10 protein-coding genes and 1 pseudogene are annotated in these 12,123 nt (G+C 43.7%); 4 read left to right on the forward strand and 7 right to left on the reverse strand.

The genetic code is table 11. The features are described from left to right. Positions 1 to 40: 40 nt before the first annotated feature. The 3 genes from AM228_RS24925 to AM228_RS24935 form a co-directional block, all read right to left on the reverse strand. Positions 41 to 841, reverse strand: a complete 801-nt coding sequence (locus AM228_RS24925; RefSeq protein ID WP_231636939.1) for a metal ABC transporter ATP-binding protein — start codon at positions 839 to 841, stop codon at positions 41 to 43. A 54-nt stretch (positions 842 to 895) separates the two neighbouring features. Further along, a complete protein-coding gene (locus AM228_RS24930; RefSeq protein ID WP_072160916.1) occupies positions 896 to 2,032 on the reverse strand; it encodes a metal ABC transporter solute-binding protein, Zn/Mn family in 1,137 nt (378 codons plus the stop codon). A 113-nt stretch (positions 2,033 to 2,145) separates the two neighbouring features. Further along, entirely contained in the window at positions 2,146 to 2,943 is a 798-nt protein-coding gene (locus AM228_RS24935) for a peroxiredoxin-like family protein (RefSeq protein WP_054469632.1), read from the reverse strand. A gap of 569 nt (positions 2,944 to 3,512) precedes the next feature. On the opposite strand from AM228_RS24935, the gene AM228_RS24940 reads away from it, so the two are divergent. Next, the gene (locus AM228_RS24940; protein WP_082349069.1) at positions 3,513 to 4,319 is read left to right on the forward strand and encodes an AAA family ATPase; all 807 of its coding nucleotides are present in this window, start codon (positions 3,513 to 3,515) and stop codon (positions 4,317 to 4,319) included. A gap of 103 nt (positions 4,320 to 4,422) precedes the next feature. Then, the gene (locus AM228_RS24945) at positions 4,423 to 5,040 is read left to right on the forward strand and encodes a Uma2 family endonuclease (RefSeq protein ID WP_197285407.1); all 618 of its coding nucleotides are present in this window, start codon (positions 4,423 to 4,425) and stop codon (positions 5,038 to 5,040) included. A gap of 127 nt (positions 5,041 to 5,167) precedes the next feature. Here the strand turns inward: AM228_RS24945 and psb34 are convergent, their stop codons facing one another. From psb34 to AM228_RS24960, 4 genes and pseudogenes are all read right to left on the reverse strand, one after another. Next, positions 5,168 to 5,347, reverse strand: coding sequence for a photosystem II assembly protein Psb34 (gene psb34 / locus AM228_RS24950; RefSeq protein WP_054469633.1), 180 nt, complete (start codon positions 5,345 to 5,347; stop codon positions 5,168 to 5,170). A 241-nt stretch (positions 5,348 to 5,588) separates the two neighbouring features. Next, a complete protein-coding gene (locus AM228_RS36995; RefSeq protein WP_369817803.1) occupies positions 5,589 to 6,395 on the reverse strand; it encodes a thiazole synthase in 807 nt (268 codons plus the stop codon). A gap of 246 nt (positions 6,396 to 6,641) precedes the next feature. Continuing rightward, positions 6,642 to 7,757 (reverse strand): annotated as a pseudogene (gene thiO / locus AM228_RS37000) (glycine oxidase ThiO); the annotation flags it as partial. Positions 7,758 to 8,437: 680 nt separating this feature from the next. Beyond that, positions 8,438 to 8,776 carry a 2Fe-2S iron-sulfur cluster-binding protein gene (locus AM228_RS24960; protein ID WP_054469635.1) on the reverse strand — a complete coding sequence of 113 codons (339 nt, stop codon included), beginning with the start codon at positions 8,774 to 8,776 and terminating at the stop codon, positions 8,438 to 8,440. 244 nt (positions 8,777 to 9,020) lie between these two features. Here AM228_RS24960 and cimA point away from each other — a divergent pair, with 244 nt between their 5' ends. Together cimA and AM228_RS24970 are read left to right on the forward strand one after the other, a co-directional pair. Beyond that, complete coding sequence (gene cimA, locus AM228_RS24965) at positions 9,021 to 10,646, forward strand: citramalate synthase (protein WP_054469636.1); 1,626 nt, start codon at positions 9,021 to 9,023, stop codon at positions 10,644 to 10,646. A gap of 277 nt (positions 10,647 to 10,923) precedes the next feature. Next, positions 10,924 to 11,802, forward strand: coding sequence for a hypothetical protein (locus tag AM228_RS24970; RefSeq protein ID WP_082349071.1), 879 nt, complete (start codon positions 10,924 to 10,926; stop codon positions 11,800 to 11,802). The last annotated feature ends 321 nt before the right edge of the window (positions 11,803 to 12,123 follow it).

The raw sequence follows: 12,123 nt of genomic DNA on the forward strand, positions 1-12,123 counted from the left end.
ACCCTACACCCTCTCAAACCCCGCTCCGAAAGCCCCTCTCTTAAATATGCTCGTGGGGCGGAAAAACCCGATGGGGAACTCCGTGGGCAATTAAATCAATGGGACATTGATACGCAGCTTGGAGCATTTCTGGTTTAATTTCTCTATCATTGTGATAGAATAAGCGCCGATTTAGACAGCCCACAGTTTTCACATAAGAAGAAATGACGCCCATATCATGGGAAATCATTAAAATCGTGATGGATTGATTTAATTTTTGTAGTAATTCATAAATATTAGAGCGGACTTGGGGATCTACACTGGCGGTGGGTTCATCTAATAGTAATATTTGCGGTTCTGTGGCTAAGGCACGGGCAATATAAACCCGTTGTCTTTGGCCTCCAGATAAGTCCCCAATGGTGCGATCGCGCAAATGGAGCATATCCACATTTCTTAAAGCATTGGCGACAATTTCATTATCTTTAGCATTATAAGTTTGAAAGATGCCGCGTTTGCCTAATCGCCCCATTTTTACCACATCCCAGACGCTAATAGGAAAGCTGCGATCGCATTCTACTGCCTGGGGGACATAGCCAATATATCGCCGTCCTTGTTTAATCGATCGCCCCAAAATTTTCACCTCACCTTTAGTAATTGGCAGCAGTCCCAGCAACACTTTTAATAATGTGCTTTTGCCGCCACCGTTGGGGCCAATCAGTCCAATAAAATCCAGTTCTTTTACCGATAAATTGATATCTTCCAGGACAGAATCTCCGTTATAACCCGCCCAAAGATTTTGGATGGCGATCGCTTCTAGGGCAACATTGGGTTTTTCTACGGATTCGATGGTTGTAGTCATCATAAGTTTAAGTATTGTTAGGATTGTTAGGGTTGATTTGGCAACGATGCGCGAGGATTATCTCAAGACCAACTCATCAGAGGCAAGCAATCTTGAGTTAGCCATGATTAAGGGAATATCCAACGCACTATTTTCCCGTAGTACCTGAGCAAAATTTTGAGTTATCCGCTCCATTTCTTCTAGCCAATTCGACATTAAAGTATTAATCATAATCACCTCACCATTAATTTCCTGGGCAATAGTTTCGGCACTTTTAGTGCTAAATTCTGGCTGGACAAAAATCACTCTAATATTTTCTTCTTTAGCCTGACTAATTAATTGGGAAAGTTCCGCTGCACTGGGTTCTTGTCCACCCACTTCAATGGAAATCATTTCTAATCCATAGTCATCGGCAAAATAACCCAATGATGGATGAAACACCATAAACTTCCGTTGCTGAATTCCGGCCAAACTTTGCCTAATTTCGGCATCAAGTTGCTCGATATCTGCTAAAAACTGGTCTAAAGCAGCCTGATATTGAGCCTGATTTTCTGGATCGAGTTCTACCAAGGTTTGATAAATTGTCTGTGCCTGAATTTTTACCCGTTGAGGAGACAGCCAAACATGAGGATCGAAATTTTCATTTAGTTTTTCTCCCGCTTTCTCTTCACCTTTATTTCCGTTTTCATCGTGTTCGTCTTCGTGTTCGTGTCCTCCTTCCCCGTGATGATGATGGGCAACCATTGGCAATAATTTCATTCCCTGGGTCGTATCAATAATTGGCATTTTCGGGTTAGCGGCTTTGATCCGATCCATCCAGGCTTTTTCAAAAGAAACACCAATACTTAGATATGCTTCCGCTTCCGCAAGCGATCGCAACTGTTGCGGTTTCGGTTCATAAGTATGTGGACTATCTCCCGGTTGCACCATGACATTGACATTAACATTTTCGCCCCCAATACGTTCTACAAAATATTTCTGGGGCAAAATACTCACGGTAATATCCAATTTTTCCTGGGTTTTTGGGGCTGGTGGCTGACTGCAACCTTGAAATACTGCCCCCAAACACAGGGCGATCGCCACCACAGACCAGCGATATGACTTTTTCACTTGATTGTCCATTGAGAATATGTCGATTTTTTGGGAATGATTATCATTTTTTTCATTATAAGGCATAAGAACCCCGCCGATGCCTATCCGCAGATTTTTTGCCATCGGCTTTTTTAGGGTTATTCTTTGTTGATTATTAGTTATTAGTTATTAGTTGTTAGTTGGTGGTTGCCAGAGATGCCCTATTGCTTGCCGTTCTGTTGATTCAAAACGTTGACTCAAAACATAGATAAAAATGCCAGAGGACGACTCATATTTTCGGCAAAACCGAGAATGCCGCGATCGCGATGTTCATAGAGTAAATTTCCTTGATTATCAAATAAGAAAGTGCCGCCCCTTTGGGTCATATAAGCGGCATTGGGGACATAAGTTTTCCAATTACTTAGGACTTCCGTCATGTTTCTCAGTCGCAGGGTAGCTAATTCAAAAGGACGCTGAAAACCCGTCCCTCCTGCCATGTTAAAAAACGCACCTTTCAACGGTGGTAATGGTGCCGCTTTAACTACTTCTTCATCACCGATTAATTGGGGGGCTTGGCGATCGCCCCGATAGCCGCGAAATACTTCCCCTAAAGTTCCCGGGCTGCCAATTCCCGCACACATTAGCATTAAATTAATCCAGGCATTTTGCCCTGGGGAAAGACCGGGTAATTTTAAGGATAATCCCGGATAAAGTTCTAATTGTTGATGCAATTCCGCATGAGGATCGACAAATAGCCACTCTGGGGGAAATCCCGTATATTCACAAAATTTTAACCCGGAATTGCGATCGCCAATTCCCACTGCCCGAATCGCAATTCCTTGGGATTTTAATTGTGCCGCTTCTCGCTGCAACCACCAAGCATATTCGAGACTATCAAAATCCCCTAATTGTGACCAAATTAGTATTAAGAGACGATGAGCAGACTCACAATCACTGAGAATGGGGACAAAGGCGCGGTTCCGCGCAGCGGATCCCTTAAGGGAATCGCTGACTCTTTCTCGTTGGGTTTGCTGCAAAATAGCGTAAGGATTCATGGCAATATGGGCATAAAAATTGATCGTAATTATTTTACTACATTTGGAGACAAAAGTAATCACCACAGAGACACAGAGGACACGAAGAGATATCCCCTTTGTGTCCTCTGTGTCTCTGTGGTAAAAAATTAATCATATTTTATTTCTAAAGTATGATTGTTAAATTCATTTATTTTGTGATAAAATTAATAAATAATATTTATGTTTGATTAAAAATATTGAATTACTCAAATACCATGAATCAACCATAACGACTGAAAATCAGCAGGATTAAGCTTAATGGTTTTAAATCAATCCATCCAGAAGGAGAAATTATTCCCCTGAAATATATTACTATTTTACTGGGATCTAATGGCTCTGGCAAAAGTAACTTAGTCTCATTTTTTAATCTACTCAATTCGATGATGAATGAGTCACTTCAAATATATATTGGAGAGAATGGGGGAGCCGAAACTCTGTTGTATTATGGTCTGAAAAACACTAATTGTCTGAGTGCATAAATAGAGTTTACCAGTGATGCAAACCACCCGATTTACAAATTTTATTTGTCTCATGCTGCCGGGGATACAATGATATTTACTCAAGAGACAATTTGTAACCGGGCAGAAGCAGGAAAAATTCCATATACATTAACATTCGATCCCGGTTTGAAAGAGTCGGGATTGCCACAGCGTTGTCAATCTCCTAACCAATCTATAGAACGGACTGTATTTGAGCTTTTACATCGCTGCCCGGTGTTTCAATTTCACGATACATCCAAACAAGCAAAAATCAGAAATAAGGGATATATTGATCATAATATATTTCTGAGAAGTGATGGCGGTAATTTAGCCGCATTTCTCTATGGAATGCGAAACAATCATCAAAACCATAAGTATTATCAAAAAATTGTGAGATATATTCAAAATATTATGCCTCAATTTGGGAATTTTCAGTTAAAACCTTCTCGTCTGAACGAAAACTACATTATGCTTAATTGGCAAGAGAAAGGCTCTGATTACCTATTTGGTCTGCATCAGATTTATGATGGAGTTTTGCGCTTTATGGCAATTGCGACTTTACTGCTGCAACCCCCAGAAATATTACCGGGTTTAATTATTCTTGATGAGCCAGAGTTAGGATTACATCCTTCGGCAATTTCTGTCCTGGCTGGAATGGCAAAAATTGCCAGTATTAATTGTCAAATTATTATGGCCACTCAGTCTCCTCGATTAGTGGATGAGTTTGCTCCAGAAAATATCCTGATTGTGGAAAGAAATAGTCAGAAGGGTTGCAGTGAATTTAAAACTTTAGATCGGGAAAATTTAACTGAGTGGCTGGAAAGATACAGTATGAGCGAACTATGGGAGAAAAACGTTCTCGGAGGGCAACCGTGAAAAGGTTGATTAGATTACATATTACTGGGGAAAGTTTTTTCCAGTTGCATAAACCCGGTTTCTTGAGCTAAAATAGTCAGAAAAGTTCGCAGGACTAACAGCCATGACGAATACATTGATTAAACCGGAAGCGGTGACATCGGAAATCATGTCCTTAGAGGACTTTCTCAACTATGATGATGGAACCGATGCGTGTTATGAACTAGAGGATGGGAGATTACTATTTATGCCTAGTGAGAGCGACATAAATCAACGGATTGCCATGTTTTTGTTAGCCCACTGTCTTCAACGGGGTATTCCATTTTATCGGTTCAGAATGAAGATAGAAGTGGTAGTGATGGGGGGACGGGCAACGGTGCGGGTGCCAGATTTACTGGTACTTACTGAAGAATTGGCGCAAGTTATGACCGGGGCAACTCGTTCGATTGTTATGCTAGATATGCCGCCGCCGGAATTAGTTGTAGAAGTAGTTAGCCCCGGAAATGAGAATAAAAATCGCGATTATCGCTACAAGAAATCGCAATATCAAGCCAGAGGAATTGGGGAATATTGGATTGTCGATCCGATCCAAGAAAAGATTACGGTGTTAACTCTTGTAGAAGGTCTTTATGAGGAGGCAGAATTTACGGGAGATGCGATAATTGCTTCGCCTTTTTTGTCCGCATTGAACGAAGAGTCACCTTTGACTGTGGCGCAAGTTTTGCAGGCAGGAAAAAGTTGAAAGTTTTGTTACTTTATTACCACAAAGACACAAAGGACACGAAGAGATATCCTATTTGATATCCCCTTTGTGTCCTTTGTGTCTTTGTGGTAAAAAGAAAATTCTTAAATTACCAAATTAACCTAGATTAACCCAGATTAGATGCGACTACGGTCAAGGCTAACAATCCGCCAACCAATAGCAGGGCTAAAACTGCTTGAATGGCATAGTTGCGCTTTTGCGTGGCATTGGGTGGTTTGGCTTGGTAAACTTTGGGTTCGATCGCAAAATTATTGAGAATTCCGCCTTCTTCTTCTGTATATGGCATTGGTTTAAAGTATCTCCGTTTTTGATGACTTTTGTTTTTGTGTGGTAATAATCATTGCTGACGATTTAAGGAAAATCTATGAAAAAGCCGCTAAAATTCATTCTTAATAGAAATCATTCATACCTGTTTTGAGTATGTGCGACTAGCGATCGCCAGAGATTATACTTATGGTTATGCTTATTGTACCAAAAATTAGCCCCTGGGGATCGCTAATTTATCAACTTATGGGCAAACGGGCAAATTAACTGGTAATCGTCCCAGTTAAGGGAGAACTGGCACTGGCGATCGCTTGCACGGGAATCCGACCAGCGCAATAGGCTAACCGTCCCGCTTCCACCGCTAAGGCCATTGCCCGACCCATTGCTGCCGGGTTTCGGGCCATAGCGATCGCGCTATTAATCAACACCGCATCAGCGCCCATTTCCATAGCCATTGCTGCTTCCGAAGGCACCCCAATCCCGGCATCAACCACCACCGGCACTTTCACCGTATCAATAATAATCTCAATATTCGCGGCGGTCTTAATCCCCTGACCGGAACCAATAGGGGAACCCAAGGGCATCACCGTAGCACAGCCCACCTCTTCTAACCGTTTCGCCAAAAGCGGATCGGCATTAATATAAGGCAACACCGCAAAACCTTCTTTTACCAATTGTTCTGCCGCTTGCAAAGTGCCAATCGGGTCAGGCAGCAAATACTTAGAATCAGGAATCACCTCTAACTTGATAAAGTTATTATCTTCTTGGCCTAAAAGTTTAGCCATTTCCCGACCCAACCGGGCGACCCGAATCGCTTCATCAGCGGTTTGACAGCCTGCGGTATTGGGCAGCATCCAAATTTGGTTCCAGTCGATCGCCTCTGCTAACCCTTCATGTCCAGCAGCATTAGTTTGCACTCGTCGCACTGCCACGGTGACAATTTGACATTGACTTGCGGCAATACTATCTTGCATCTCTTTAATATTGCGATATTTGCCCGTCCCGGTAAACAAGCGGGAGCGAAATTTTCGTCCGGCAATCACCAAAGGTTCTGGGTCTAAAGCCTCCAATAACTTAGAATTAGCGGGTTTTGCAGAAACAGCAGTCGCGGGTAAATTAATCATGGAATTCACATCAGAAGAATTAGAGACTTCAGCAGGGGAATTATGGTTAAAGGAATCAGCAGATTGATCTGAAACCGTCGGATAAATTTTGGTCACGGGGATGGGATTTGGACTAACTGGTTGTGCCGCCGTAACAAACCGCTGCCAATGGAAATGCGCCAACAAAGGATCGGCTTTTTGGTTGATCACCCAATCCCCAATTAACGCCGCTGTAACCGGGGCTAACAAAATCCCATTGCGATAATGACCCGTCGCTAGGGTGAGATTTTCACAGTGGGACGGCCCCAAAATGGGCAATTCATCAGGGGTTCCCGGTCGGAAACCCCACCAAAATTCTTGAATGGGATAGTCTCCCAGGGGCGGATACAAACGAGTGGCGCGAGCGAGTAATTGCTGCATCTCGTTGGCGGTGTTCCCGGCAGTAAATCCCACATTCTCACTGGTTGCCCCAATAATAATCCGGCCATCCCGTCGCGGCACAATATAAGTACCCGGCCCATAAAGTACCCGTTGCAAAGGTAATTCATTCAGGGGCAATAAGGGTAATCGATGCCCATAATTGGCTTGATTGGTTTCATCCTCAAAAGGTGATTGGGGGACGGGGACTCTCACCGAAAACATTTGTCCTTTTTTGGGATAAACCGGGATGGGCAATAATTGGTTAGACCAGGCTCCCGTTGCCAAAATATAATGGGCTGCGCTTAAGTCTCCCGCATTCGTTCGCAGGGAAACCACCCGCCCTTGCCGTTGTTGAAAGGCTTCTACGACGATGCCATCGCGCAATTCTACCCCTAATTCTTGGGCGGCGATCCGTAAGGTGCGACTTAATGCCCGGTTATCCACTTGACCATCTTCGGGATACCAGTACCCACCGACGATATCATCGCCAAGTCCTTGCTGATATTGATGGATAGTTGCCCGATCTAGCCAATACGCGGGGGTGTCAGGGGCGGCTGAATTGGCTGAATTAGCTGAATTGGCCTGATTTTGGGTCGTTTCCAGGGTTTCTGGGTAAACGGGGGCGAGAATGCCACAAGGCCAATAGCCGGTTTGACTGCCGGTGAGGTCTTCGAGTTTGTCGATCCAGTCGGGATATAGCGATCGCGATTTCAGGCATAAGTCCAACATTGGCCCAGGAGCGATCGCCTCTGCTTGAGGGGCCAACATTCCCGCAGCGGCATTTCCCGCACTGGCCCCAAAATCGCGACTAAGTACCGTCACATTGGCTCCCCTTAACTTCAAATCGATGGCAATACTTAAACCGATCGCGCCACCGCCTACAATCAAAATGTCATTTTTTTCGTTCATATCTCTATCTTATGGATGAGTAATTAGATACTTTGGAGATTTTATGAGAAATTCGCTCAAATTTTCCCTAACTTCTTCTTAAATTTTACCGAAATTTTATCCTAAATTGTGCCTAAGTTAATTTATTGGCTATTTCTTGGTTATTTTTTGGCTAATTTTTGCTAGATCATAGACAAAGCATCGATTAACATTTTTAATCAAAAAAATATCACAATTACCAAAATTTATGCTAGAATTATGATGTGAATTTGAGGGTTTACTTTACAGAGGTTTCTAGATTAATAAACCACAGCCTGCGGGGATTAAAATCTCCGACTGTAGGGGTCAACGGCCGTTGACCCCTACAGTCGGTTAAAACCGGCTTTCGCTAAAAGCGGCGGGAATTCATTCCCGGTCGGTTAATGTGTTTTCCTCAGTAGGAAACCGCTGTAAATCACCCTTAATGGCATTGGGGTCAGTTGATATTTTCGATCCTAAAGATTTGCTAAATAATTCCATCTTCTTCTAGGTCAGCTAGTAGAATTAATCTATCATCTAAATGTCATCTAAATGTCAAAATTGAACCGCCATTGAGCCGCTATTGAGCCGCCAATAGTCAGCGATCGCCCTAGGGCATCAATCCCAGGCGATCGCGATCGCCTGACCGCTGAAAATGTTGATGCGGGGTTTACGCGGGAAATTTAGCCTTCTGACCCCCAAACAGCCGTATCTCCTTGTCCCCAAAACCCATCAAATTTAGTCACTTGGACATCCCCAAGCACTTTTGTTTGACAGGATAAGCGCAGATTTTTGGTGGCAGAATGAGGAGGGAGCGATCGCCGAGTGCGATCGCGCCAATTAGGTTCAGACACTTCCCCTGTCACCATCACAGCGCAAGTGCCACAACTGCCAATTCCTCGACAATTAATCAAATTGGCTTGACCATTATAGAGGTCAATGCCATTACGGAGTAAAACTTGGCGCAGATTAGCCCCGGATTCACAATCGAATGTTTTCCCTTGAGCAGTTACTTTTGGCATAATCTTAGATTGCAATTATCTGGCGTAAATTATCTAGCGTAAATATTCTGATTAAGTAGGTGGGCAGAAATAAATGCACTACAGACCATATCAGAAGAAAAACTGTCATTCCCGCGAAGGCGGGAATCCAAAGCCTATCGGCGGAGAACGAAAAGTGCAATTAATTATGTTCACCTACTTATTTTAAGCTTATTTTAAGCGGAAACCTGTCTAAAATCATGGCAAATCACCGGAAAAACTCATAATGACAACCAATCAAAAAAAACACATCGTAGTTTACGACACCACCCTCCGAGATGGAGCCCAGAGCGAAGGCTTATCTTTATCCATTGAAGACAAATTAAGAATTGCTCATCGTCTAGATGAAATGGGCATTCCTTTTATTGAAGGGGGATGGCCCGGAGCGAACCCCAAGGACGGGCAATTTTTCTGGCGGTTAAAAGAAGAACCCCTCACCCATGCGGAAGTAGTCGCCTTTTGTTCCACCCGCAGACCGGGAAAATTAGCTGCTGAAGACCCAATGCTTCAAGGGATTTTATCCGCAGAAACTCACTGGGTGACAATTTTTGGCAAGTCCTGGGATCTCCATGTCACCGAAGGACTGCACACCACCCTAGAGGAAAACCTGGCGATGATCTGCGACACCATAGAATACCTTCGCAGTCAAGGGAGACGGGTGATTTATGATGCGGAACATTGGTTTGATGGCTATAAACAAAATCGAAAATATGCCTTAAAAACCCTAGAAACCGCCCTGAATGCCGGGGCAGAATGGCTGGTTTTCTGCGATACCAATGGCGGCACCCTGCCCCACGAAATTACGCAAATTGTCCGAGAAGTCTTTCAGGCTTTGCCCCAAATTCAGGCAACCGGGGTGCAGTTGGGTATCCACACCCACAATGACTCGGAAACTGCCGTAGCAAATGCGATCGCCGCCGTCCTGGAAGGGGCGACAATGGTACAAGGCACCATCAATGGTTATGGGGAACGTTGCGGCAACGCCAACCTTTGCTCATTAATCCCCAATTTGCAACTTAAATTAGGCTTTCATTGCATTCCCCAAGCCGAACTAGAACAACTAACAGAAACCAGCCGACTGATCAGCGAAGTAGCCAATTTAGCCCCCGACGAACACGCCCCATTTGTAGGCTTATCTGCCTTTGCCCACAAAGGCGGCATTCATGTATCGGCGGTGCAGCGAAACCCCCTCACCTACGAACATATTCAACCGGAAAAAATTGGCAATCGACGGCGCATTGTCATTTCCGATCAAGCGGGACTCAGCAATGTCTTAGAAAAAGCCCGCAGCTTTGGCATAGACTTAAATAAAGAAGACGAAACTTGCCGGAAAATCTTGCAAAAACTCAAAGACTTAGAACATCAAGGCTATCAATTTGAAGCGGCGGAAGCATCCTTTGAACTGCTCATGCGCGAAGCCTTGGGAGAAAGAGAGCACTTTTTTGAAATGCGCGGATTTCAAGTGCATTGTGACAAAGGGGCTGGGGACATAAATTCTCTGGCAACGGTAAAAGTTACCATCAATGGCAAAGATATTTTAGAAGCCGCCGAAGGGAATGGCCCCGTATCTGCCCTTGATGCGGCATTACGCAAAGCCTTAATGAATTTTTATCCCGAAATCTCTCAATTTCACCTCGCGGACTACAAAGTCAGAATTCTCGATGGGGGGTCTGGAACTTCCGCCAAAACTCGCGTTTTAATCGAATCCCGAAATTGTCATAAACGCTGGTCAACGGTGGGAGTTTCTACCAATATCATCGAAGCTTCTTATCAAGCGGTAGTGGAAGGATTAGAATATGGTTTAATCCTGCACAAACAAGCCAAACTTGCGGTGACAAACGCATATTCTTAGTCGGGAGAATCTGTCATTCCCGCTTCAGGCGGGAATCCATCATTGTCGGGAGAATCTGTCATTCCCGCTTCAGGCGGGAATCCATCATTGTCGGGAGAATCTGTCATTCCCGCTTCAGGCGGGAATCCATCATTTTTTTCAGGATTATAGTAGGGGCGATTCGCGAATCGCCCCTAATTGATTAGCGGATTTAGTATGAATCCGACAAAGAAACCCGGTTTCTGTCCTGCCCATAGCTGGTAATTCAGAAAATAAAAATCAGGAGCAATAATGTCAGATGCCATTGATGCCGATCGCGAAAGTTCTCCCAGGTTACAAACCCCAAGCAGAAGACACCAGCATTGATGCTGATGTCCTCATGTTTCAACTGTTGCGCCAGTTTTCTTCTACACAAAAAACTCAACGATTTCAGAGTTTTAATCAATCAGTTAGACGGATGGCTCTGCTGAGGATAAAAAAACAGTTTCCCAACGCTTCTACCGCCGAACATATCCAGGAATATGTGAAACAAAAGCTGCTCAGTTTAACCGGCGCGATCGCTGTAGATAAATTACCTAAATTACCAGAAAAATTAATAATTTTAGACCCTATTTCATTAGCGGAAAAAATATCTAAAATATTGCTCATATTGGATATTCATTATATGGTTGATGGCTCGGTTGCCAGTTCTTTATTGGGAGAAGAAAGGTCTACTCAAGACTTAGACCTGGTGATTGATATTCAACCGTTTAACCTATCGCCTTTTGTAGCGGCTATGTCTGAAGAGTTCTACATTGATGCTGGTGCGGTGAGTGAGGCAATTGACCGCAAGTCATCTTTTAATGCCATTCATCTATTATCACTGGAAAAAGTTGACTTTTTCGTCCTACCTTATGATGATTTTTCTCTTTCTAAATTTAGCCGCCGTCAGCTTTACACGATTGCCGATGAACCAAAAAATGAAATTTACATCTACTCCCCTGAAGACATTGTTTTGCAAAAATTGTCTTGGTATAAAATGGGGAGGATGCAGTCACAAAAGCAATGGAGAGATGTGCTGGGAGTTTTAAAATTACAAGGCTCACAGCTTGACTTTGCTTATCTGAAACAGTGGGCTGAATTCCTCAAGCTTACATCCCTATTAACTCAGGCTTTGCGAGAATCTGGTTTGGAGTAATATTCTGGAGTAATATTCCGGAGTAACTGACCGGAATGCACCAGTTGCAATAACCGGCGGGGATTTTAATCCCCGCCTCATAGCTAAAGTCCGATGAATCGGACTGAAATCAAATCAGGTAATAGTAGAGAGTCGGTTTTAACCGACTTGCGCTATGAGACGGGGAATTCATTCCCCGGCGGTTTTTGGGCGGATCTAGAATGGTGCAAGATGTCTGGAATAATAGATTTCTTGCAAAATAACGGATCGATCCCCCCAACCCCCCTTTTTAAGGGGGGCTTTTGAGAATTTTGCAACAAGTCTAGGGCGTGTCATCAATTG

Source organism: Planktothricoides sp. SR001 (genome assembly GCF_001276715.1).
Classification (GTDB): Bacteria; Cyanobacteriota; Cyanobacteriia; order Cyanobacteriales; family Laspinemataceae; genus Planktothricoides; species Planktothricoides raciborskii.

Excerpts from the sequence above, each read along its gene's own strand:
- AM228_RS24925 (WP_231636939.1), bottom strand. The coding sequence starts at position 841 with ATGATGACTACAACCATCGAATCCGTAGAAAAACCCAATGTTGCCCTA.
- AM228_RS24945 (WP_197285407.1), top strand. The coding sequence starts at position 4,423 with ATGACGAATACATTGATTAAACCGGAAGCGGTGACATCGGAAATCATG.
- AM228_RS24935 (WP_054469632.1), bottom strand. The coding sequence starts at position 2,943 with ATGAATCCTTACGCTATTTTGCAGCAAACCCAACGAGAAAGAGTCAGC.
- cimA (WP_054469636.1), top strand. The coding sequence starts at position 9,021 with ATGACAACCAATCAAAAAAAACACATCGTAGTTTACGACACCACCCTC.
- AM228_RS24960 (WP_054469635.1), bottom strand. The coding sequence starts at position 8,776 with ATGCCAAAAGTAACTGCTCAAGGGAAAACATTCGATTGTGAATCCGGG.
- psb34 (WP_054469633.1), bottom strand. The coding sequence starts at position 5,347 with ATGCCATATACAGAAGAAGAAGGCGGAATTCTCAATAATTTTGCGATC.
- AM228_RS24940 (WP_082349069.1), top strand. The coding sequence starts at position 3,513 with ATGATATTTACTCAAGAGACAATTTGTAACCGGGCAGAAGCAGGAAAA.
- AM228_RS24970 (WP_082349071.1), top strand. The coding sequence starts at position 10,924 with ATGCCATTGATGCCGATCGCGAAAGTTCTCCCAGGTTACAAACCCCAA.
- AM228_RS24930 (WP_072160916.1), bottom strand. The coding sequence starts at position 2,032 with ATGGCAAAAAATCTGCGGATAGGCATCGGCGGGGTTCTTATGCCTTAT.